The following is a 23,351-nucleotide window of genomic DNA, read 5'->3' on the forward strand; positions in this document are numbered from 1 at the left end:
CATTAATAGTTTCATCATTGACTAGACCAGAGGTAATCAAATCATTTTCATCTGTAAATGAAAGAAAAAAATTTGGTGCAGTGGCATTGGTACCTAGCTTTAATTCAACTACGGATTGGAAGACATACGGTGCTACTGTAGCGACTAAAGAGACTATCGTTAATAAAATAGAAAATCTTAAGGATAAACAGTATTCAAAAACTTTAGTGATTGCAAATAGATACGATGGTATCGATTTACCTAAGAATACTTGCAGAGTCTTAATATTAGATTCCAGACCGTACTTTGAGTCATTGTATGAGAGTTATTTAGAAAAGTGCCGCTGTTTCTCAGATAGATGTCCCGTGTTCATTCATATAATAAAGTACATCTAGTTTAGACTGGGCTGGGTAGAATGTATAGCACTTTTCAAAGACCTTTTCACCTGAAGACTCATATATCGTCTAATCCACTCACGAAGTACGCTAGGGTTAACTCCTATCGATTTAGCAATTGTTTTTCCACTTTCTGTACCATCTAAATATCGTTTTACCGTTTGGATTTTTTCTTTTGAAGAAAATTTAGCCATAAAAAATGCATACTCCATGAAAGGGTGGTTGTTTTTATACGAAGAATTAATAAATTATTGTTCAGAAAGTAAACAGTCAAGAAATGAATCTAATATTTATATTTTAAAACAATCTACCCCATCAATTGTACAAGATTATAGCCAAAAAAATTAAAGAACATATTGAGAAGAGTATGATTGTTACCATTCATAATCATTTGTGAGGTTTAAAGCGATTGGTATTTAAAGAGAATGACGGTAACGTGAAAATAGGTATACCAAAAAACAAAAGAAAGCATACATAAGAACTTGATTTGGGGTATTTTAACTAATTTTTAATTGCTAACAATACGTTCAAAGCAACACTGCAGCAAGATATAAATATATCCATTGACCTTTTACTTTGATAAACGATGCATCTCTTCCCTAGAATTTGTATTTTATACCTTCCTATTTTGTGGAAGTAGTCTTCTATCGAAAAAAGATAAAAATCGATCTATTCTGCTATATTTTTCACTTTTCTTAATTTGTTGTAATTCAAAAGGATGAATATTTTCATACACGATTGGAAAGACTCTTATACGGAGGTTGATTTTCCCATGAATACTATTAAATCCCAACGATATCTTCCTGCTCAACTTACCCATCCACGCGTACAACGAGGCTACTTACCTAATGGCACAGCCGGAACTAGGCGTACCTTAGAATTGATGGTTAATTTGATAAGAGAGGGGGCACGAGATTTTTACGTGCGACAGGCCGCTATCGATATTCTTTTAAACTCCGCGGTACCAGCCAAAGCCTACTTGGAAGAAATAGAAACTTTGTTTCGTTGGGTACAACGAAACATCCGATATACCAAAGATCCTTATCGGTCGGAATTATTAACAAGTGCCCTACGAATCCTGCAACTCCGAATTGGTGACTGTGATGATATGACTGTTCTTCTCGGTGCCATGCTAGAATCAATTGGACACCCAGTAAGGATAGTGGTGGCAGGCTATAGGCGTGACAAGCCTGAACTATTTTCTCATGTGTATCTTGAAGTGTACTATCAGGGGCGATGTATCCCACTAGATCCAACGATGTCTTACCCGATGGGGTGGGAAGCTCCTTGGGCAATCCGAGCGATGATGCCAATTCACAACTACAATATTGTTGTTCCTACCTTTAAAGGATGTTGCTCCCACTTAAAAGAAAAGTGAGCTCAAACTTCAGATTAGAAATTTTGATAGAAGAATAAACGACAAGGGATATTAGATCCCTAGTAAATCTGTCTGTAAGAAGTATAGGAATTGGATACACCTATGCATTTTAAGAAAACATTACCATTTAGAAGATGCAGATGATATGCACTAAAAATCATCCGCAACCATCTGACATCAGCCCTACATTTATAAAGGAGGAATTTAGCCCGTGTCAAGAGTACAAAATTATCAAGAAAAGCTTCACTGGCCCTTATATGATTCAATCTTTTTCAAGTATCCTATTACTGAAAAAGAACTAAGTAATCCCCTACCTAAGCGTTTTTTTACTGATATTCAGGGTAAGACAAAGCTAGACACTAATATGGATCAGGCTGCTGTATTACCATCGACTAACACTTATGAAGTCCGTTCCCTTCGTCTTGTAGTTGGTTCTGGATTTGGAACAGTACCAGAAACCAATTTTTCTTTAGATGCTGAGGATCCAATCAAAGAAGATTTGGGTAATGATGAAAAAAGAAACTCCTCCAAAAAAGGAGGGTACAACTCATATTATAGTCCCTGTGCTATTGATCAGTTAGATACCATGATGCGACAGCTTCTCTCAAGTCTAGTATATAGTTCTGTATTGTCCCTTATCGTGGGTGAAAAGACAATGATCCAGGCACCTAGCTTTATGTTCCCTTCTGGTGCCGGCATTTTCCCATTGGCAACAAACGGTGAACCAACACCGGTTGCTACCTTCCGATTAGCTGAGCCTATCCTTATTGATCGGCAGCAAAATTTCCGAGTGGAGCTTAACCTACCTTATGGATGGCCGAAAGCTTGGAGTGATGCGATTGGATGGAGCGGAGGATGCGGATATAAGACTGATATTCGTATTTGGGTTATTTTGGATGGATATTTAACAAGAGACGTTCAGTAAGAAAAAGGAGTGCTTAATAATGAATCATCTAACTCAAATCATGGGCCTGGGTACACCAGGTGAACTCCGGAATGGTCCGGATGGGCGTGTCTACGGATGGGTGGAGGGTCTTGACAGTTACGGAAGGCGCAGAGGTGGATGGACACCGTATAATCGTCTACGCCGTAGAGTCTACCGTCTTTGCGCTTATACGTTTCCTAAGCACTTTGGCAGACGTCCTGTGATTCGTCCAGCAGGTCCTACCACCCAGATTCGTCCAATTTATTCGAAAATCGTTAGAGCTACTACTACTTCATTACCTCGGATTCAACGACCTCGCGCGGTCTCACTGCGCGGTCTTGGTGCGCCAGCGGAAATTCAAGGGCTTCTGGGTGTGGGATATCCGGGTGTGACCATTCAAGGTCCCGATGGACAACTTTATGGGTGGATTTCAGGCTATGATGGATTAGGCACACCCCTCGGATTCTGGGGAAAGCTGAAACGACTAGCTAAGAAACTCGCCAAGAAAGTACTGCCAATGGCAAGCAACTTATTGCCCTTTGTACCGGGGGTAGGTCCAGCGGCAGCTACTGCCCTGAAGGTAGCTCGTGGTGCCGGATTACTTGGGATTGCTCAAACAGGTACTCCTATTTATCGTGGGATAGATGGATCTCTCTACGGGGTTCAAGGAATAGGAAATAATATAATTCACGGATTGGAAGCAGATCCAATTCACGGATTGGGAGCAGATCCAATTCACGGATTGATCCAATTCACGGATTGGAAGCAAATCCAATTCACGGATTGGAAGCAGATCCAATTCACGGATTGGAAGCAGATCCAATTCACGGTTGGGAGCAGAACCAATTCACGGATTGGAAGCAGATCCAATTCACGGATTGGAAGCAGATCCAATTCACGGATTGGAAGCAGATCCAATTCACGGATTAGAAGCAGATCCAATTCACGGATTGGAAATAGATTTAATTCACGGATTAGAGTCAGATCCAATCCATGGTCTTAATGGCTATATTTCTAAGAAAAACGGCTTACTTGGATACGAACAGGCTCGTCCGCCTACAACACCGATGTTTAGGACGCCAACAAATACTCCAGATTTTTGGAAACCCCACTGGTAAAGAGGTGAGTTTTAATGAATCGTTTTAAAGACTTGAACCGGGGGGCACAGACATCAAAAGAAATCCCGTTTGACCATATTGTAAAGTTTAAGTTATGTGGTGAAGCAGGTAACCGGATTCAACGAGTAATCAACATTAGCTCAGAGGGCCCCTTTATTGCTACTCATATGAGCTTCGGTTTGATTCTAAAAGGTTATGGTACCATTGAAAAGGATATTGATCAAACAAGATTAGCAGCTGGTGAATCTAACCCAATTAAGGAATACCAATGGATGGGAGAAGTCCAACGGATTAAGAGCCTAAGAGAGGCTGCTGAAGATTTTCTCTTCTATTATTCTCTAGTTGACAGTGCTACTGGACGTGAACTTCAAAGTGATAAGTTACTACAGCTCGCAACTATTGGACGGGGAGATGGCGTACGACCTTTCCGGGAGCTACCTCAGCACATGCTTTTCCAACAATGTTCAACTGTGCGTGTCGAGGTGGAGGAAATTATACAAGCTAGTATTTACAAGGAGGCAGAGTTATGTTTCGTCCTACAGGGGTACAAAATTCTGATATGAATTTTTGTAACAATTGCGGTAGTCCTGTGGATACTGGATGGTTTGATAATTCTTCAATTAAACAGGCTCCTCTCATTCTTAATGATGAAGTGGTGCTTGCACATTATAAAGTGCCTTCTAATTATTGTGGTCAACTTGTATACTTCAGCCAATATGCATTCCCTATTAGTGAGGGAGGGGACATGTTTTATACTCCAAATTACGAATGGTCTATCCGTCTTGATGGAAGCCCTTTAGCTCCTTATACCTCATTAGACCATATCGTTAATCCTTGGGGAATTCATGGTTTCCCAATCAATATAAGGTTGAACGGAGATAACAAGATACAGTTGGTTGTTCGATGTATAAAGGAGAAAGGAAATCTATCTCGTGTAGGCGGACGTCTTATGGGGCGATATTGGTATAACGGGATATAAGGTTGAGTCTGATAGGAGAGGCTATGCCAGGGATTCTACCAATTCATTTTATGAATTCTTATTATTTAAAGGAAAAATTTGTGCAAGAGGTGACGCACATGACGTACGTGTATCATTCTGGCAGGAAATCTTCAATAAAACGTGATATGCACGATAGTGGAGTGCTCTCCTCCGAAGGGGTGGGTATAATACTTGGTGATACTGTTGGAAACCAATTTATCATTATTAATAAGGCAATAAACCAACTTGCACTTTATGAACGTGGTAAGCTCAACAAGGTATTTAAAGTGGCTACGGGTAAGTATCAGTCTCTAACACCTGAAGGTAAATTCAAAATCGTAAATAAAATTAAGAATAGACCTTACTATAAAGGTGGGATTCCTGGAGGTGATCCACGTAATCCACTTGGAACCCGGTGGCTTGGATTAAATGCCAGGGGAACATGGGGTACAACATATGCCATCCATGGAAACAATAATCCGAGTTCCATTGGGAAACATGTCAGTCATGGCTGCATCCGAATGTTTAACAATGAGGTGGAAGAGCTATATGATAGAATCACTTTGAATACTCCTGTAGTTATTACAACATCAAAAAAAAACTTTGACTCTATTGCGGTAGAGAATGGGTTTAAAATAACAGAGACTAACAGAGGTTATCCGCCAATTAGATCAATGGTAAATGGGATGCTAAGTTGTTCATGCAATTGCAACGAATGTTAGGTGACAGTATCTGATGGATCATCAGATATATTGGAGAATACTCAAAATTGTATTTAAAATCAAGTATTATGCCGTGTTTTCGACAGTTCTTTGCTGACGAAATACTGGTATCCCTGTTTTCGTTCACGTTTTTAAAGAACATTATCCATTTTGTTAAATGCACCATAAAGTGGCTCTGCCGAGATACATATAATTTCGGGTAACAAGCGTGTTGAAAAAATAAAGTCGTTTAATTTTGTTCCAATAACTATAATAACCACCTATCAAATATTTGATAGGTGGTTATTATAGTTATAAAAAATGATTATGTTGTTTATGCGTGATTATAATGTGAAAAATATACATAAATAATAATATAGGATTTATTATTTATTAAAACATAGTGGTTACTGAGTTGTACTAAACAAGGCATATATAATAACTATTGATAAGAGTTGAAAATTTTATGACTAAAATTGTGAGTGTGCAATTAAAAGAGGTTTATTGCGAAACTGTGGGGAGTAATTTGGGAGCGGAATTAGAAATATTCGGTTCACTCGGGGTAAAGCTATATTCTTCTATTGGGGGAGATATATTTAGTAAGACTTTGTTTTTTGCAGAGGATCTTCCACTAGCTATCCAAGTAGGCCACCGTAAAGAACTTGGCGGTTCGTAATCCTCGTTACTGTAGTTTTGATTCTTATTCCCGTTATTCACTTTAGTCACCACCCCGAAGCATGCACTGATTAAGGAACGATTTATAAATACCCAGGCATTATCTGTAATAGTATTAGAGGGAAAATAAATTAATTAATCCTAAATAGGGAAGTAAACAAAATTCCAGAGTAAGAAGAGGATAAACAGGTACTTAATAGGGAATTGTAAACTAGGGTTAAGTGAGAAAAATGGAGCATATTCTTAATCACTTAATCCAAAAGCAATAATTCACATGAAAAATAGAATTAGGAGAGATATGAGAAGATGAAAAAACAACGAAAAAAATCATTCAGCCTGTTACTCACTCTGGTAATAATCTTTGTACTATTTTATCCATCTAATGGTAATGCGAATGTCACACAAATTATTTCGGTTACAGATACCGTTACAAATAATAGTGGAACCTTAACGAGGGAAAGGGTTGAGGATGTAAAAGCCTCTCCTGCTTCAAGATTAGTTGCACCCAGAACAGAAGTAACATTATCAACTGAGACCCCTAATGCCACCATCTATTATACAACCGATGGCAGTAATCCAACGGAATCTAGTACAAAATATACCGGGCCAATAACAATAAAAGAAACAGTACAAATTAAAGCCATTGCTGTAAAAATGGACCTAGAGAATAGTGAGATAGCTTCTTTTCATTACACCATAAAAAAGGATGTTATCAGAATACATGACATTCAGGGAGAAGGGCATTACTCCCCATATGAAGGGCAAAATGTCAAAGATATTGTTGGGATTGTGAACTTTGTAGCAGATAACAATAACTTCTATATGCAGGAGTTAACGCCTGATAAAAATGATAAAACAGCTGAAGGTATATTAGTTTATAAAAAGCTTCATGGAGTAAAAATTGGAGATGTCATAAAAGTCAGTGGCCAGGTTAAGGAATGGGTATTAGAGGGCTACGAGAATAAACTTGAAACCGACTTGCCTGTAACAGAAATTAATGCAAGCTCCATTCAAGTTACAGCAAGTAATCAGAAGCTCCCAGAACCTGTTATTATCGGTAAAGACCGTATCCCACCTGCAGAGGTAATTGATAATGACAGCTTCTTAGTGTTTGATCCTGATGAAGATGGCATTGACTTCTATGAGAGCTTAGAGGGAATGCTTGTCCAAGTAGACGACGCAAAAATTGTAGCACCTCAAAAGTCCGGAGAGTTGGTTGTTATTCCAGGAACAATGGAAACTAATACAACAGCTGGCGGTCTGCGTATATCTGAAAATGACTTTAACCCTGAAAGAATCTTCATCGATATTAATGACAAAAGCTTTATAGCTAAAATGAGCGATCGCTTTGAAGGATCGATAAAAGGGGTTATTAGCTATAACTATAGCAACTTTAAATTACTGAGTAAAAGAGAAGAATTACCAAAGCTTGTACGAGGTTCAAATGAACGCGAAACAACGACTATTACTCCTAATCATAAAAAATTAACTATTGCTTCTTATAACATAGAAAATTTTTCAACTCAAACAGATGATACAAAAGTCACAAGACTGGCAGAAGCAATTGTAAAGAACATGAAACAGCCGGACATTATCGGCCTGATGGAAGTACAAGATAATGATGGACCAACAGATAGTGGCACGATTGATGCAAACAAGAGTGCAGCAGTATTGATAACTAAAATTAAGTCTCTAGGTGGACACGAATACATCTATACAGATATCGAACCAGAAGACAAAGCGGATGGTGGTGAGCCTGGAGGAAATATCCGCGTAGGATTTCTGTATAATCCACACCGTGTATCGCTTATGAAGGGCACAAAAGGAACTGCGCTACAAGCAGTCGGCTTTAAAAACAATAAGTTGACTCTAAACCCTGGCCGTATCGATCCAACAAATCCAGCCTTCCATTCGAGTCGAAAACCATTAGTAGCTCAGTTCAAATTTAATGGGAAAGACGTTATTTTAGTTGCGAACCATTTTAACTCAAAGAGAGGAGATGATCCATTATTTGGAAAAGTTCAACCTCCTGTATTTTATAGTGAAGAGCAGAGAATGAAAATGGCTAATATCGTCAATAGCTTTGTGAAGGATATTCAATCAAAGAAGAGAAATGCCAATATTGTTTTATTAGGGGACTTTAATGATTACGAGTTCTCTAAATCTTTACTAACATTAAAAGGAAAAGAATTAGCAAATATGATTGAAAAAGTTCCGGCAGAAGAGCGTTATACCAATAACTATCAGGGAAATGCACAGGTCCTTGACCATATTCTTGTATCAAATAATTTGATGGCGCATACGCAGGTGGATATTCTCCATATTAATTCAGGGTTTATGGAAAAGCATGGCCGTGCAAGCGATCATGATCCTGTTTTAATCCAGACCCTCCTAAGATAATGCTGATTTGAATGTTGAAGGGATAATGATGTACCAAAGGATACATTAACAAATTGGAAATCTGTATGACTAAGTTTATTGGTCATTTAAAGGGTAATTTAAGGGGAATTGCCTGAGAGAAGGAACAAGTTGAACACGCAATGTAGGTAAATGGATTGAACATTATAACAAAGCCCAAAAATAACTAGTATTAATTGCAATCCAACAAAAAACGAATTTTTGAGGGCATTTTTCATCTTTTATAAATGAATCCTATATAGCATTACATGAAAAAAAACCGCCTCAGGGCGGATTTTTTTTCATAAAACGATTCTTTAGTAAAGTATCATTTAACCAATACACAGGCTCCATTAACTGTTATGAAATCTGTTTTGCCATGGTTATTGTGAACATGGCATGATACGAGTGTAAATTAGAATCATGTACTGGTAGAAAGAGGAATGTTGCTGGAAACCACTGATATACGGCTATCCAAACTTACTTATTTTTCATTAGTTTGCATAACTTATCTAATAGGGATTTATAAAAAACAAGTGAATAAATCTCAAAACAAAAAGAATACTTATATCATTGAGACGGAAAGAGAAATTTAGTAGTTACATTTTGAAATTTGTATTTAAATAATATTTAGCAGAACGTTTAGCTAAACCGGCTATAATAAAAAGAATTAAAGGAAATGCTCTATTTCGACATTACAACAATTAAATTTTGTAAAATACACCATCTATTTAGTCTTAAGGAGTTAAAGTAAACTGTTTCGCATTAAAATGTTATATATTAGATATGTTCTATAAGCAATCATTTATAATATTAATATGTATAGCTGAACATACCAGAAACTAAAAGATATTTATACTGATGAAAGGTAGGGTATATGATGCCTTTATAAAAGCTTGGAAAAATAATCACTAACAACTTCGCACGAAATACCAATTTTACGAACAATAAGGTATATAAATAAAAATCTAATACAGTATTTAGGGATTTCTAGCTCAATTGCATGAATCTCAGTATATTGGTATGTGTCTATATAATTCATATTTTATATAGGAATCATTAAATACTGAACAATTCATTGAAAATATTCATAGTAAATTACCTTTTACTATATAGGATTTTTTCTTATGGTGATCTAATTAACTCCTCATAATTATGATTAAATTAACCAATGCATGTTAGATAACGAATTTTAAACTGTTTTCATATATTGATTTTTTGCATGAATTTATATATAAAAATTGTTTTATTTTACATACATTTATATGTAGTTTTTGCACTAATTTTTATGGTTTTATACAAAATTATCACTTAGTTAGCTATAATTTTCATTTGAATAACTACACTATACGATTCAGTTTTGAGTATATTTTAGTATTTCATAATTTAATTATATAAATAAGTTTGTGTAAAAATTGAATTTAACGCGAACTTGTGTTCGGTACTCTTTTCTGTTATAGTATATATGAGGTGATTTTTATGGATTACAGTAAACAACGTCAAAAATCCGTACATCGTAAGAAATTATACGAGAATTTAATTGAAATGCCCTTTTACATAGAAGAATTTGTGGAGTATAAAGAATTGCATGATGCCTCTCCCTCCACCCTACTGAATTATGTATATGATTTTAGAGTCTTCTTTAATTGGCTATTATCTGAACAAATTATTGAATTTAAGCCTATTAAAGACATATCCTTCTCTGATTTGGAGAATTTAAAGAAAAAAGATGTTGAGAACTTTATGAGGTTTCTAAAACTACAACAAAACATGCAGAATTCCTCTGTTAACAGAAAAATTTCGGCCTTAAAGTCTTTATTTAAGTACCTCACCTCCCTATCAGAGAATGACGATGGAGAATGCTATTTTTATAGAAATGTAATGGCTAAAATAGAAATACATAAAGATAAAGAAACATTAAATGCTCGTGCAAAACGTATGAGATCTAAAATATTCCATAATGATGACGATCAAGAATTTTTGAATTACGTAAAGTACGAACATGAAAAGTCTTTAACAAAACATCAGTTATTCTATTTCTTAAGAGATAAAGATCGTGATGTAGCTATCCTTTCCCTTTTTCTTGGTAGCGGTATTCGTGTAAGTGAATTGGCCGATCTTCGTATGGAAGATATAAACTTAAAAGAAAGACTGATTGATGTAATCCGAAAAGGAAACAAAGAAGATTCTGTATGGATTACACCAATTGCATTGAATGATTTAGAAAAGTATATGGAAATTAGAGATAACAAATATGCTCCAGGGAAAGAATTAAAAAATGTGTTTTTATCGAAGTATAAACATACTGCACAGCCTCTTTCGGTTAGGGCTATCCAAGATATCGTTGAAAAATATACTAAGGCGTACGGTAAAAGAATGTCTCCTCATAAATTAAGACATACATTGGCAAATAAATTATATATGGAAGAAAAAGACTCGTTACAAGTGATGCAACAACTTGGGCATACCAGTCAAGATACAGCTTTGCTATATACACAACTTGGGGAAACAACTATTAAAGATAGTTTAGGCAGAATAGGAAAGAATAAGGAATAAAAGTTCAGCAATACAAAATTGCTGAACTTTTATTATTTTCATTGATAATAGATAGTGATTTAAAATTTATATTAAATTCACTTCATTTTGATATTTATTATGTAATAAATATATAGTTTAAATTATACTTTAGTTAGAACTAAAGAAAAACACATTTTATAAACTAATGAAAGAATATGAAAGCAAATTGGATTGAGCTAGCCAATATCCAGTTCTTTGTTTTTGTAACAACACTTTTGGAATATATATCAATACTGCACTTCTCCAGCTGCTTTTTTACATAAAACTCATTCGAACATACCCTATTTTGAAACAATTCCTATAGAACAATTAGCATTATACTGGGTTCAATAAGACATCCCAATAGAATTTACTCTATTGGGATGTTTTTGAATTATTTAATTAAAAGAGATAGAGTAAAAATCATGTACGAAATACATGTAAGTAACACCAGAAAGAGTATAAACTTCGTATGAGATACATATCGTTCTATCCTTTTTCTCATTTCAATTTGTCTTATTTTTTCAACTTAGAAGGGTCAATTTGAATTTCCCCCTTCCAGGAACCAGCTACCTTTCCAATTCTATCTATATTTACATCCAATGTAAGTGGCTGTTTAAAGGAACCTTTTCCATCAGGACCTTCCACAAATGTAAGGACACTCTCCGGTCGATCTTTATCACGAATACCTACATGTTTTAGTTCTTGTCCAGCTGCTTTTAGCTTGAATGATAGGCCACTTTCTCCTTGAATAAATGGTAATTGTGAGAAGCTTCCATCTTTTCCATAGTATTCTGGGTTTTCTTCTTGTTGACCATTTTTCTTACCTTCGTTTTTTAAATTTAATCCATTTGTATCAAACTCAAATGGTACTAAACTCCCATCAGCTTTTTCAATTCTATAATGAACGGATATACGTGAATCTGCAATATATAATTCCTTAAAATGTACCGTCACACCTTGGTCTGTAATTTTCTCATCAATCGGAATGTACTGGCCATTTTTCATCATATCTTGTGTGACACCATTCTCATCTTTCATACCTTCGTTTACAACCTTATCATTTGAAACTTCATTGGAAAAATACGAAGCAACATTTGTGGCTGCCACTTGTACTTGTGGAATCATAGCTGTTGTGAAAAGTCCTGCTGCAGCTACTGCAGCATACATAACGCGTTTTGATTTTTTATTCATATTTGTAAACAATCCCTTCTTCTGTTCAGTTTTTTTATTTATATAAGAAATATTTTCTAGTTTTGTGCGACTTTCAAATGTTTTCCATGCTTGATCGATATCAATGTTGATGTCTTGTGATGAGTGTATTGTTTCTTCCTCTAACATGACATGTTCCCATTGATTTAATTTACTAATTTCAAGTAATGTATCTTGGCACACTTCACATGTATCTAGATGTTTTGTAAACTCTCTTCTTGTATGATGAGGAAGCTCCCCATCTATAAATGCTTGAACAAATCCCTTATCATAACAATTCATTTTTTATGCCTCCTCTATTTGTTTATACATCTTACGAAACTTCTGTTTGGCTCGGATTAATAGTGTTCCAATAGAAGATATGTCAATCTGAAGTACATCTGCAATCTCTTTATATTGAAAACCAGAAAATTTCATTAACAATACGGTTCGATCTCGTTCATTCATATTACTAAGTACGTTTTGTACTTTTGTAATCTCTTCTTTTCTAATCCAATCATCAGCTAATGATGATATAGGTTGCTCCTCATGGTATTGTATGGTTTTTTCTATTCTTGCCTGATGTCTTTTTTCGGATCGTAGATATTTATATGCAACATAAGTAGAAGATTTTATAAGCCAACCAGGTAAACTTTCAATTGTTTTCCAATCATTTCTATATAGCTGTAAAAATACTTCTTGTGCTAGTTCTTCAGCAATAGGTTGATTTTTAACAATCCATAGAATTTGTTTCACAACGTAAACATAGTATTGTTTAAATACATCTTCAAATGTCACATCCGAGACAGGCCTTTCTTCCTTTTTTATCTTTAACATGTCAGTTAAAACCTCACTCTCATTTGATACCTGTATTATAAAGAACCCGGAAAAACGAGTTTTGTGACAAAAATGTTTATTTTTTTATTATGTACGAAAAAAAGCATTCATCTTTCAAGTAGATGAATGCAAAAATTAGAATTGTTTTGGATTTCCCTTCCTGTCCTCACCAAAAATAATTCACCATATTTCCCTTAAAAAATGTGAAAGGAAATATCTTCTGTAAATTATATTAGTTCAAATATTATTCTGAATTTCATCTAATGTTTTGGGATTTACTTTTTCCCCATCTATTGTCATCTTTATTTTTTGTTTTGGATTTGCTGTTACTACCCAAGCATTCGGTAAATAACGATCTTCATGGGATAAAGTAGAAGGTGAATTTATAACCTTTCCTCCTAAATATAACGTAGCCGAAGATCCTCCATCCATTGCCATTGCATTTATAGCTCCTTTTTCATATAGAATATCTTGACACTCTTTTAACGTAGCTCCTATACTATGCGTCTGCCTACCGTCAATGACTAGAAACATAATTGTGCCATCTTCTTTTTGGGCCATAATACTTCGCGGAGCAGAACCCCAGCCACCGTCTCCTTCTGTAATCATTTTTTCTCCATTTACAATTAACTGTGGCATAAATCCTGCTGCTGAAACGACTTGTTTATCCAAAAGTTGTTGGGTTGAATAATTTCCTGTTATCATTTGCCCAAACTTTGTTAAACCCGTAATAATTGTAGGGGTATTTCTATCCATATTCGTATCAATAGCTTTCCCATTTTCTATTACTATGCCAGTTGCCACATTTCCTCCACCCCTCCCTGTTTCATCAGCAAATCCACTTGCATTCACAGCAACAAGTGCATGATTACGTTTTGCCATTACACTAATTTTTTCTCCCCTGTTAGTGCCCTGTGTTCCTTGATGGCTAACAAGTTTAACATTGAAGGGATTGCTTATGGTAACTAACCTTCCTTCGAAAAGAAAACGACTATCTTTATTGCTTTTAATTGTTTCTACACCAATTTCTAATGGCTGATTTTTTAATTCTTCTAATCTTTTTCCTGCTATTTTTTTATAAATATGCTCATCACTGTTTGACCATTTCGGATGATTAATTCTATCTTGCAGTTTATCTAGTTCCTTTTGGGATAGGAATGTATATGTCGCATATTGTGGATGCTGAGAAGTTAGTATGCTCCCAGCGATTGTTATACGAAGCTCTCGGCCATAGCTAGTACCAAATAATATTCCTATGCCAATAAGCATGAAAATAGAAAATAGAAGCAAAATTCGTTTGAAGATTTTTCTTAGATGTTTCATAGTTTTATCCTCCGGTATTAATTACATTCAATGAATCCTTTAAAATATTTTTTAATAAAGACAAAAGCGTTTATTTTCCTCATTCCCGAGTTCCCCACTAAGTCTTAGCAAGCAATGCAAAATACTTATTTTACATTTCTTATTTATTTGAGTGTATACTTACAAATTTAATAACGTTTTTGCAACCATGAAATAAATTACTAATCCTGTTCCGTCAACAAATGTTGTAATAAATGGACCTGAAACAACTGCAGGATCTAGTTTTAATTTTCTTAGAATCAAAGGTAAAACAGCTGCAACAAGAGAGGCCCAAATAACAATAAATAATAAAGTGGTTGCTACAACTTGTGAAACTTCTGTTCCAACTCCTAACATATAAGCGCGAGTGAGCCCAGCTATCCCAAGTGCAAGTCCAAGAAGCATACCAATTGCAAATTCCTTTTTCATTACACGGAAAATGTCTTTAAATTTCACCTCTCCAATACCAATTGCACGAGTAATTGTTGCTACAACCTGTGTTCCTGTATTCCCTCCAGTACCTACTAATAATGGAACAAAGAAAGCAAGGGCAACTACAGTTTCAATTTCATCTTCAAAATACTTTAATACCGTACCTGTGTATGCCTCAGCAACAAAAAGAAGTAATAACCATGGTAGACGTTTTAAGAAAATGCTCCAAATGCTAGCTTCAAAGTAAGATTGATTCAATGGTTCACTTCCGCCTAACTTTTGAATATCTTCTGTAGCTTCTGCTTCCATAACATTCATTACGTCATCAAATGTTATAATACCAATCATTTTATTATTTGCTGTTGTGACAGGTATTACTGCTAAATTATAATTCAGTAGCTTTTTTACAACTTCTTGCTGGTCAACTTCAGCGTGTACTGAAATTACCTCTTGAATCATGATAGTAGATAATATTTCTTCATCTGTTGCTAGTAATAACTCATGTATGGAAACGATTCCCTTAAGATAACCGTGATTATCAAGAACATAACTATAAGATATTGATTCTACATTTTTAGAATGTTCCCTAATGTACTTCAATGTCATTTTTACTGACCAATTTCCTCTAACTGCAACAAAATCACTTGTTACAAGACTTCCTGCCGTTTCAGGTTTGAAAGTCATCAATTTTTTCACGTTATGTTTTGTGATTTTATCTAGATACGCCATTAATTTAGCTTGTTTTTCCGGATGAACCGCTAGCAGTAAATCTACTAATTCATCAATCGGTTGTAAATTTAGTAACTTTTTAGCTTTGTTTTCAGATAAGTGAATTAAGATATTATATTTTTCTTCTGCACTCATATATTGAAGAATTTTAGAGCTTTTTAATACAGGAATCGTATTTAGCAATATGACTTGATTTTCAATTGAAAACTGTTTTACTTCTTGTGCAATATCATACGATGGATGACGTAAAACTTTCTCTGCATCCAAGTTATTTTTGGTTATAAGTAATTCCTTTAATAATTTCTTCATGTTAACTCCTCCTCATATTGCTAAGGGAGACTCTAGAGTTTCATGAGTGGTTTTGTTTTATTTTATCTGTCTTAAATTTTTTATTAGATCAATAATAGTTACATTGCAATCAATTCATTATTTAAAATTACCTCCTTTTTGAATATAGACAAGATAAAACAAATAACATTAAACAGAAAAACCTTTACTCAAAAAGGAGTAAAGGTTTTTTACAATACAAATAAATGATTATTAAGACAGCTCTGCCAAAATCACAGAGGTGCCTTTCTATCAAATCGTATACCACTCCCTCGTTGAGTTTTAGCACTGTATAGCATAGGTTTTTATAACCAGCTACATTAAGAAGGGCCTTAATCCGACCGTTCCTGTTGACCCATTGGCGTCTCTCGACATTTTTGGGCAGCAGCGTTTCTCTATACAGGAGCCTCACCTAACAAAGCTTATTGAATTACTTCAAAATTTAAACCAGAATTTAATATTTGTCAACTGACTTTCAATTCCATTCATAAAAAAATCTTTTATAGAAAATGAAATTATATTTTATTATAAATTTAAAATTCCTCTTAAAAAACATAGAATTCAAATAGATTTAATTCGAACAAACGTTATAAAACATATGAACCTAATCAAATTCCAACTTTATAACAGAAGATAAATAATTAGTCATTCTGTATATCAAAAGAACATTCTTAAAAAAATCTTCTTTTATGATTAAAATCTTCTTTACCATTTATCAAATTTATATGATTAAATTACTTAATCGAACTATACACTACAAGTCGAAAATATGTATTTATACGAAATGATTACATACATTTTCGTACATCATTTCTCAAAGGGCTATAAAACAATAAAATATATAAAATTAGCAATACGGTTACTTGACAATCAAAAAAAATATATTTATGCTTGCCACACGAAACAAATACATAAAATTTATATTGCTGAACCTGTTAGGTGAGGCTCCTATACAAACACAGGCTATTGCCCAAAAATGTCGAAAGACGCCAATGGGTAGAACAGGAATTGTCGGATTAAGGCTCTTCTTAAGATAGCTAAGTAATGAATTTTCATTACTTTACGTTGTATAGTGCCAAAGCTCTACTAGGGGGAGAAAAGCCTTATTTAGTCATGCCATTTTAAATCCCTCTAGTTACATACTAGGGGGATTTTTGCGTTAAAAAAAACAGGGAGTAAGCGATAGAATCTTCCTAAACACAAGTCATATTTATTAATTGACGAGAACAAGATTCTATTCATTAGCAAATGTAATATTATGTTTTGTTTTAAATTAGGAGGATATTAAAATGAAAAAAATATTAAAACTCGATTATTTATTGCTCCTTCCTCTATTCATAACATGTACTTTAGGTATTATCATGATGTATAGTGCGAGCTCCATTGTCGCTGTCCAGCATTACGGTTATAACAGTAGACACTTTGTTGATTCTCAATTAACAAAGCTACTTTTAGGAACAATAGGATTAATAGTTTGTGCTATACTCCCATATGAAATATGGAAAAAACGAATAATCTCCATCTGTATTATGGTTGGGGGGATTTTTTTATTAATTATGGTTTTATGGAAAGGAAAAGTGGTAAATAATGCTCAATCATGGATCTTTGGAATACAGCCAGCTGAATTTCTTAAATTAGGAACAATACTTGTAACAGCCCGTTTTTTTGCACTACGACAAGAACAAGCTAAAAATAACTGGAGTAGTATGGGAAAACTTTTATTTTTTTTAGCTACAATTTTTTTCTTATCTTTAAACAACCAAATTTAGGATCTGCACTTTTAATATTAGGTATAGGTTTTAGCATATTTCTTTGCTCAGGAATAAATATAAATCTACTAATCAAAAGAACTACCATCGGTTCTATTTTATGGTTACCTATTTTATATTATTTGATTCAATATAGTTTATCAGAAGTTCAAAAGATACGTATTACTACGATTTTCAATCCCTTTGTTGATGCGCAAGGAAATGGATACCAGCTTGTAAATTCTTTTATTGCCATAGGCTCTGGAGGAATCACTGGTCGTGGATTTGGAAATAGTATACAAAAAACAGGTTATCTTCCAGAACCACACACTGATTTTATAATGGCAATAGTTTCTGAAGAACTAGGATTTATTGGTGTATTTATTCTATTGGCTGGAGTTTTGACTATAGTACTTCGCTCCTTAAAAATTGCACAATTATGTGTAGATCCATTCGGCAGTTTTATAGCGATTGGTATAGGATGTATGATCGGTATGCAATCTGTTGTAAATTTAGGTGGTATTACAGGACTATTTCCTCTTACAGGTACCCCATTTCCATTTGTAAGTTTTGGTGGAAGCTCTTTAATGGTTAATTTAATAGCAATAGGAATATTAATTAATATTTCAATTTTCAACAAAATTAAGTCTAATAATTAGAATATATATTATGTAATATTTTTCAGAAAAATATTACATTCAACCTCATTGAGTAATCTATATTTAAAGAATTTCTAATTAATTTTTTAACTGTATGAATACAAATATCTATGTTCATTTTAATACAAAAAAAAGGCAAGCATAAATTTATGCTTGCCTTCCGTTCTCAAAATCAATTACACCTAAAACAACGTGTGGTTAACCAAATTCAGATACTGTCTTCTAAGCCCTATTTTTTATTTTTCTAAAACAATTCCTGCTATTTCATTAGCATATTTTTTAGAGTCAAATTCATCATAGTTGCTTAGTACCACAACAGACAAATATTCTTTTGGAAACCGCATGAAGTGTGAGCGGTAACCTGCCCAACTTCCTGAATGTTCCAAGTATCGAAAGTTAAAACCTTCAACAAGCCTTAACCCAAAAGCATAATCTTCATTGTAAATAATTGTATCCCCAGTTGAAGAAATTTTCGGACCTATTTCGCTCATTCTTTTAACGAGATTTTTTCCACCAACGGTACCTGTAGTTAAATTTTCTCCCCATTTTACCAGGTCTTCAACTGTTGTATGAACTGCCCCATCCCCTGTATGTTCCCAAGGGCTTTCATAGATTTTATATGTTCCTTGCTCATTCCTCGAATATCCACTAGCAATTGAAATAGTAGCTGGGTAGCAATCCACAATCGCTGTGTCTTTCATGTGTAAAGGATCAAAAATACGTTCCTTTACAAACTGATGTAGGGACTTGCCACTTACCTTCTCTACCACTAGTGACAATAAAAATTATCCTGTATTGCTATACTCAAATTTTGTGCCAACAGGGAACCTTGCAATTTGATGCCCATTAAGGTGTTTTAGCGATTCTTCCACAGTTAATATATCAGTAAATTCAATATTTTCTGCTCCAGCCAATGCCATGTAATCAACTAGTCCACCAGTATGATGAATTAGATGTCTCAATTTTAAATAGTTACAATACTTGTATTGCTTCAATAATATATAAACATTCTTAAGAATGTCATTGAAATGTATCAATAGATTCTAGTGTAGCAAAATAAATTGTGCTATGATGTGAGCAAATATAAAGCTATCTAACGGAGGGATTCACATGCCGCATGTTGTGTTTCGTGGAATTACTACTGAACAATTAAAATACATAAGCAAGCCATTAGTAGAAGAGCTCGCAGAGATTTGTGAGTGTGATACGGATAATTTTACGTTGGAACTACCAAGTTCTACGTTTGTATTCAATAGAGAAGAAATAGAAGCGTTTCCTCTTATTGAAGTGAAATGGTTCGAGCGTGGACAGGAAATTCGTGATCGATTTGCCAAGGCCATTACTACATATGTAATGGATTTTGGACTTCCAGAAGTAGAGGTTGTATTTACGGTTTTCACAGAATCAGCGTATTATATTAACGGGAAGCATTGTGCAAGTTAGAGCTATTTGAAAGATTTTTGTAACATTTATAAGGGGTAGAACCACGCTATCAAGCTAACTAGACAAAATACCCCCTAAAAAGAAAAAGGCGTTATTCTTTCTGAGAAATCATAGGAAAGGATAACGCCTTTATATCAACATGGGGTATAGCCAAGATACGTGTAAAAACAGGCCATAGACTCACATTTATTTCCAATTACTTTTAAAATCAGCTATTATATCCCCATAAAATTACAGCTTATATGATATTTAGCTAATTGTCTAAAGAAAATGTATGCATAGCTTTGCTGTGTGTTTTATCAATGTAGTTTTTGGATAATGTTTGGTCAAGTCGATACTAATACCCTCGATAGACGAAAGAAAATTAAGAGTGTTCCGAGAAAAAGTAATTAAAAAACGATCTTAATTTAATAAATTGAGTTATCCTTTCATACAAAAATCTGATTATTTATGTAATTGGCATTCCATTAAAACGCTCATTTACAGAAGAACATTATTCAAGTGAAGCCCTCTATAATTCAATTACAACACCTTGAAAGTTTATGATACTATCTTGATCATACTTTTTATATTTAATGTTTTAAGGAAAAAAGCTATACTATAAGCGAAACTAAAAATCAGAAAGGAAACACCAGAACATGGAAAATTATTTGCTATTTATCCTAACAGCACTCCTTATTATAATGATGCCTGGTCCCGGTTTTGCTTTAGTTACAAAAAACACTATTTCTCATGGTAGAAATGGTGGGATAAAGACCGTCTTAGGAACGGTATCTGGAATGATGATTCATACAATAATGGCTACACTAGGACTCTCTGCTATCTTAATGAAATTTGCTATGCTATTTACATTAATAAAATATGCTGGGGCATTTTATTTAATTTATTTAACTGTAAAGTCAATTAAAAGTGCCTTTTCTAAAAAAGAAGATATGTCAGGTTCAGTGGAAATAAACTCTAAGGATATTGGAACGGTTAAAAGTTTTAGACAAGGATTTACCACGGCAATCTTAAACCCAAAAACGGCTGTATTTTTCCTTAGTTTTCTACCCCAATTTATTGTGAGTAATCAAAGTCATTTCTTCCAATTTCTTTTGTTGGGATTCACATTTACGACTTTGACAGCAATATGGTATTTATTTTATATTTCTCTAATACGTCAATTAAGAACTTTTTTAAGAAAAGAAAAGGTGAACCGTACAATAGAGGGTATTACTGGCACAGTATTATTAGTATTTGGAGTTAGGTTATTTTTCCAAAAATAAATATGTAATAGAGAGAGTTTAAAACTTTCGGTTTTTCCAATAAATGAATCAATATAAAAAGTATGGCTTTCAAACAATAAAAAATGAACAAACGGGTGTGTTTGTGGAATAAGCTTCAATAAAATAAAAGTTTACATTGGAGTTTTGAATCATTTATAACTAATTTTGTAATAAATTTCTCAATATAAATATACTTGTTAGTTACAGCTCTAATATTCAAAATTAACAAAAAAACAAATTATACTAACAATATGATCGTTATCCTTTTGTTTACTCCTTGTGCTAAAGATAAGATTGTGTTTCCGAATCTTATCTTTTTATTTTTGGATTTTAGATACAAGAAAAGGAATCCTTAATAGCTTAAGGATTCTGTAACAGGAAAGAACAAACATATAATAATAAAAAGAATTACTTATATTATAATTTAAAAATAAGACAAAGATGTTGAGAAAACTTGGAATGGATTGAATATTTACATGTGCTTATTTATAATTGATTAAGAGTTGGAGTAGTAATCTGTCATCTGTTCCTTTTTTAAAGAAGATTGATCTCAATCTTCTATTTTTTTGTGTTTTTTCCTCTTCTCTCGAAAAAAGGAAAAAGAATTACTTAAGAATTGTTGAAATTACTTGCTTATAGGCTAGTTGTTGCTTACCATGAACCATCATTAGGAAGGCAAATTTATCTGTTGCAAGGATCTGCCCACGTACTGGAAAGCCATTCTTTAAAAATACAGTAACTTCCCCTTTTTTCTCTTTCAATTGTTCATACATATCTTCTTGTAAGTTATACATAAAATACGCCCCCTATTTGTATTTACTTTTCTTTTAATACTTGCTGCTCATTGTTATCTATTTGTATTTCCCACCCATCTTCTATTTTTCTAAACCATTTTCCTATTTTGCTTACATAGTATTTTTTCACTTCACCGTACGGAATCCAAATTTCACATTCCTGTATTTGATTCATCACTTTATGAAGAATCTCATCATGTTCGTATTTTCTAGGTTTTCGATGTTGCGTTCTTACAAACTGTATGTATTCCATACATAACTAATTAGAAATATAATCTTTTTGTTTTTTTCGGAGATGTGGCCACTTTTTATTAGTCTGAAGGAGTTTTCCGTTTATCATTGTATGGTTTTTCATCAAAACTCATCCCCTTTTACCATCTAAATGTATATATACAATTATCGTATCACATTTAAATTAAAATACGGCTCTAGATACATATTTCGCAAGAAATCTATCCGAAATAAAAATAATATCCCCATTTCACATAAAATAGTATCCAAAATAGACGAGATCGAATCCATTAAGCGAATTAATTAGAGAGTCCCACCAATAAAACGCGAATTTCGTAGGCTAAGGATTTATTTCTTTAAAGAACTTGATTTTTTCATACGTTAAGAAGATTCCTTAAACGGTATTTGATGTTTGTTATGATACTTTGTTTTTGGCAATGATCTTTAGAACTAGTTTTTGACCGTATTTTTTAAGTTTTGTTAGAACTAAATAGAGTTCCTTAAACGTTCGTTTTTAGAATTTGATAATCGAGTATATTTTATTGGAAAATTAGAGTTGACCATAAAACTAATATCCGATATATTGGTTTTATGAAAAAAGATATTATTAAACCCATTAAACGTATGTCATTTAGAGATGAAGTATATCAAACTTTGAAAAAAGCAATCGTTACATTAGAGTTGCAACCAGAGCAACGCTTAAATGACAAAGAATTAGCAGAAGAATTTGGAATTAGCCGTACTCCAGTTAGAGAGGCGTTGAAGCGTCTTGAGGATGAAGGACTTGTTGAATCTATTCCAGGTTCAGTTACTCGTGTTGCACCATTAAATATTGAGGAGGCGAAACACGCATTTACTGTGGTAGCAGTTTTACACTCGTTAGCTGCTCGTTTAGCAGTACCATTATTAAAAGAATCGGATATTCAAGAATTAGAGTTCAGTAATAAGGCTTTACTATTATCTATTGAGAAAAAAGATATTATAAAATCAATTGAAGCTGACGAGCTATTCCACAATGTTTTTTTAGATGTGGCAGGAAATCCTGAAATCATTCGTGCGTTAGAACGAAGTATATCTAAGATTCAACGTCTCGAAATTTCTCAGTTCACTTCGATAAATGGTCTAAAGTCAGTAGAACAACATCAGCAAATTATAGAGGCTTGCAAAAATAAAGATAACGAAACAACAGCGCATCTTGTAGAACAAAACTGGTTAAGTCTTGAGAAATTAATGACTTATGAGGCAGATTGA

The 23,351-nt window shown here is 33.8% G+C and carries 17 protein-coding genes, 4 pseudogenes and 2 riboswitches; of the genes and pseudogenes, 13 read left to right on the forward strand and 8 right to left on the reverse strand.

Going from position 1 to position 23,351, the window contains the following annotated elements; genetic code table 11:
* Positions 1 to 332: 332 nt before the first annotated feature.
* A pseudogene (locus DN404_RS00350) lies at positions 333 to 568 on the reverse strand (transposase); the annotation flags it as partial.
* 689 nt (positions 569 to 1,257) lie between these two features.
* Here DN404_RS00350 and DN404_RS00355 point away from each other — a divergent pair.
* The 9 genes from DN404_RS00355 to xerS all read left to right on the forward strand — a co-directional run bounded on the left by DN404_RS00355 (position 1,258) and on the right by xerS (position 11,103).
* Positions 1,258 to 1,752: a transglutaminase-like domain-containing protein gene (locus tag DN404_RS00355; RefSeq protein ID WP_255444865.1), complete on the forward strand. Its 495-nt coding sequence runs from the start codon at positions 1,258 to 1,260 to the stop codon at positions 1,750 to 1,752.
* 211 nt (positions 1,753 to 1,963) lie between these two features.
* Positions 1,964 to 2,677: a hypothetical protein gene (locus tag DN404_RS00360; protein ID WP_149214532.1), complete on the forward strand. Its 714-nt coding sequence runs from the start codon at positions 1,964 to 1,966 to the stop codon at positions 2,675 to 2,677.
* Between the two features lie 830 nt (positions 2,678 to 3,507).
* Entirely contained in the window at positions 3,508 to 3,795 is a 288-nt protein-coding gene (locus DN404_RS00365) for a hypothetical protein (RefSeq protein WP_149214533.1), read from the forward strand.
* Between the two features lie 14 nt (positions 3,796 to 3,809).
* Positions 3,810 to 4,358, forward strand: coding sequence for a hypothetical protein (locus tag DN404_RS00370; protein WP_149214534.1), 549 nt, complete (start codon positions 3,810 to 3,812; stop codon positions 4,356 to 4,358).
* A complete protein-coding gene (locus tag DN404_RS00375; RefSeq protein ID WP_149214535.1) occupies positions 4,322 to 4,774 on the forward strand; it encodes a hypothetical protein in 453 nt (150 codons plus the stop codon). The genes DN404_RS00370 and DN404_RS00375 overlap by 37 nt, the downstream gene beginning before the upstream one ends.
* Before the next feature lie 23 nt (positions 4,775 to 4,797).
* The gene (locus tag DN404_RS00380) at positions 4,798 to 5,496 is read left to right on the forward strand and encodes a L,D-transpeptidase (protein WP_304520259.1); all 699 of its coding nucleotides are present in this window, start codon (positions 4,798 to 4,800) and stop codon (positions 5,494 to 5,496) included.
* Positions 5,497 to 5,941: 445 nt separating this feature from the next.
* Positions 5,942 to 6,151, forward strand: a complete 210-nt coding sequence (locus DN404_RS00385) for a hypothetical protein (RefSeq protein WP_149214536.1) — start codon at positions 5,942 to 5,944, stop codon at positions 6,149 to 6,151.
* A gap of 305 nt (positions 6,152 to 6,456) precedes the next feature.
* Positions 6,457 to 8,550: a chitobiase/beta-hexosaminidase C-terminal domain-containing protein gene (locus DN404_RS00390; protein WP_149214537.1), complete on the forward strand. Its 2,094-nt coding sequence runs from the start codon at positions 6,457 to 6,459 to the stop codon at positions 8,548 to 8,550.
* Between the two features lie 1,476 nt (positions 8,551 to 10,026).
* The gene (xerS, locus tag DN404_RS00395; RefSeq protein ID WP_149214538.1) at positions 10,027 to 11,103 is read left to right on the forward strand and encodes a tyrosine recombinase XerS; all 1,077 of its coding nucleotides are present in this window, start codon (positions 10,027 to 10,029) and stop codon (positions 11,101 to 11,103) included.
* A gap of 516 nt (positions 11,104 to 11,619) precedes the next feature.
* On the opposite strand, the gene DN404_RS00400 is transcribed toward xerS, so the two are convergent.
* From DN404_RS00400 to mgtE, 4 genes are all read right to left on the reverse strand, one after another.
* A complete protein-coding gene (locus tag DN404_RS00400) occupies positions 11,620 to 12,597 on the reverse strand; it encodes a DUF4179 domain-containing protein (protein ID WP_149214539.1) in 978 nt (325 codons plus the stop codon).
* 3 nt (positions 12,598 to 12,600) lie between these two features.
* Positions 12,601 to 13,131, reverse strand: coding sequence for an RNA polymerase sigma factor SigX (locus tag DN404_RS00405; protein WP_149214540.1), 531 nt, complete (start codon positions 13,129 to 13,131; stop codon positions 12,601 to 12,603).
* A 237-nt stretch (positions 13,132 to 13,368) separates the two neighbouring features.
* Positions 13,369 to 14,454: a phosphodiester glycosidase family protein gene (locus DN404_RS00410; protein WP_149214541.1), complete on the reverse strand. Its 1,086-nt coding sequence runs from the start codon at positions 14,452 to 14,454 to the stop codon at positions 13,369 to 13,371.
* A 159-nt stretch (positions 14,455 to 14,613) separates the two neighbouring features.
* Positions 14,614 to 15,942, reverse strand: a complete 1,329-nt coding sequence (gene mgtE / locus DN404_RS00415; protein ID WP_149214542.1) for a magnesium transporter — start codon at positions 15,940 to 15,942, stop codon at positions 14,614 to 14,616.
* A gap of 279 nt (positions 15,943 to 16,221) precedes the next feature.
* Positions 16,222 to 16,387, reverse strand: a riboswitch (M-box (ykoK) riboswitch).
* Between the two features lie 497 nt (positions 16,388 to 16,884).
* Positions 16,885 to 17,061: riboswitch (M-box (ykoK) riboswitch) on the forward strand.
* A 263-nt stretch (positions 17,062 to 17,324) separates the two neighbouring features.
* On the opposite strand from mgtE, the pseudogene DN404_RS00420 reads away from it, so the two are divergent.
* Positions 17,325 to 18,367 (forward strand): annotated as a pseudogene (locus tag DN404_RS00420) (FtsW/RodA/SpoVE family cell cycle protein).
* A 236-nt stretch (positions 18,368 to 18,603) separates the two neighbouring features.
* Here DN404_RS00420 and DN404_RS00425 read toward each other — a convergent pair.
* A pseudogene (locus DN404_RS00425) lies at positions 18,604 to 19,332 on the reverse strand (serine hydrolase domain-containing protein); the annotation flags it as partial.
* A gap of 145 nt (positions 19,333 to 19,477) precedes the next feature.
* Here DN404_RS00425 and DN404_RS00430 point away from each other — a divergent pair.
* Complete coding sequence (locus DN404_RS00430; protein ID WP_149214543.1) at positions 19,478 to 19,810, forward strand: DUF1904 family protein; 333 nt, start codon at positions 19,478 to 19,480, stop codon at positions 19,808 to 19,810.
* A gap of 638 nt (positions 19,811 to 20,448) precedes the next feature.
* A complete protein-coding gene (locus DN404_RS00435; RefSeq protein ID WP_149214544.1) occupies positions 20,449 to 21,075 on the forward strand; it encodes a LysE family translocator in 627 nt (208 codons plus the stop codon).
* A gap of 605 nt (positions 21,076 to 21,680) precedes the next feature.
* On the opposite strand, the gene hfq is transcribed toward DN404_RS00435, so the two are convergent.
* A complete protein-coding gene (gene hfq, locus DN404_RS00440) occupies positions 21,681 to 21,869 on the reverse strand; it encodes an RNA chaperone Hfq (RefSeq protein ID WP_149214545.1) in 189 nt (62 codons plus the stop codon).
* Between the two features lie 22 nt (positions 21,870 to 21,891).
* A pseudogene (locus DN404_RS00445) lies at positions 21,892 to 22,224 on the reverse strand (transposase).
* 467 nt (positions 22,225 to 22,691) lie between these two features.
* Here DN404_RS00445 and DN404_RS00450 point away from each other — a divergent pair.
* On the forward strand, positions 22,692 to 23,351 hold the full coding sequence (locus DN404_RS00450) for a GntR family transcriptional regulator (protein WP_149214546.1): 660 nt from the start codon (positions 22,692 to 22,694) through the stop codon (positions 23,349 to 23,351).

Source organism: Bacillus sp. TE8-1 (genome assembly GCF_008368855.1).
Lineage (GTDB): Bacteria > Bacillota > Bacilli > Bacillales > Bacillaceae_G > Bacillus_A > Bacillus_A cereus.

Bases quoted from the DNA above. Each gene is read 5' to 3' on its own strand.
- mgtE (WP_149214542.1), bottom strand. From the start codon at position 15,942: ATGAAGAAATTATTAAAGGAATTACTTATAACCAAAAATAACTTGGAT.
- DN404_RS00375 (WP_149214535.1), top strand. From the start codon at position 4,322: ATGTTTCGTCCTACAGGGGTACAAAATTCTGATATGAATTTTTGTAAC.
- DN404_RS00380 (WP_304520259.1), top strand. From the start codon at position 4,798: ATGCCAGGGATTCTACCAATTCATTTTATGAATTCTTATTATTTAAAG.
- DN404_RS00385 (WP_149214536.1), top strand. From the start codon at position 5,942: ATGACTAAAATTGTGAGTGTGCAATTAAAAGAGGTTTATTGCGAAACT.
- DN404_RS00430 (WP_149214543.1), top strand. From the start codon at position 19,478: ATGCCGCATGTTGTGTTTCGTGGAATTACTACTGAACAATTAAAATAC.
- DN404_RS00390 (WP_149214537.1), top strand. From the start codon at position 6,457: ATGAAAAAACAACGAAAAAAATCATTCAGCCTGTTACTCACTCTGGTA.
- hfq (WP_149214545.1), bottom strand. From the start codon at position 21,869: ATGTATAACTTACAAGAAGATATGTATGAACAATTGAAAGAGAAAAAA.
- DN404_RS00355 (WP_255444865.1), top strand. From the start codon at position 1,258: ATGGTTAATTTGATAAGAGAGGGGGCACGAGATTTTTACGTGCGACAG.
- DN404_RS00405 (WP_149214540.1), bottom strand. From the start codon at position 13,131: ATGTTAAAGATAAAAAAGGAAGAAAGGCCTGTCTCGGATGTGACATTT.
- DN404_RS00435 (WP_149214544.1), top strand. From the start codon at position 20,449: ATGGAAAATTATTTGCTATTTATCCTAACAGCACTCCTTATTATAATG.
- DN404_RS00450 (WP_149214546.1), top strand. From the start codon at position 22,692: ATGAAAAAAGATATTATTAAACCCATTAAACGTATGTCATTTAGAGAT.
- xerS (WP_149214538.1), top strand. From the start codon at position 10,027: ATGGATTACAGTAAACAACGTCAAAAATCCGTACATCGTAAGAAATTA.
- DN404_RS00400 (WP_149214539.1), bottom strand. From the start codon at position 12,597: ATGAATTGTTATGATAAGGGATTTGTTCAAGCATTTATAGATGGGGAG.
- DN404_RS00410 (WP_149214541.1), bottom strand. From the start codon at position 14,454: ATGAAACATCTAAGAAAAATCTTCAAACGAATTTTGCTTCTATTTTCT.
- DN404_RS00370 (WP_149214534.1), top strand. From the start codon at position 3,810: ATGAATCGTTTTAAAGACTTGAACCGGGGGGCACAGACATCAAAAGAA.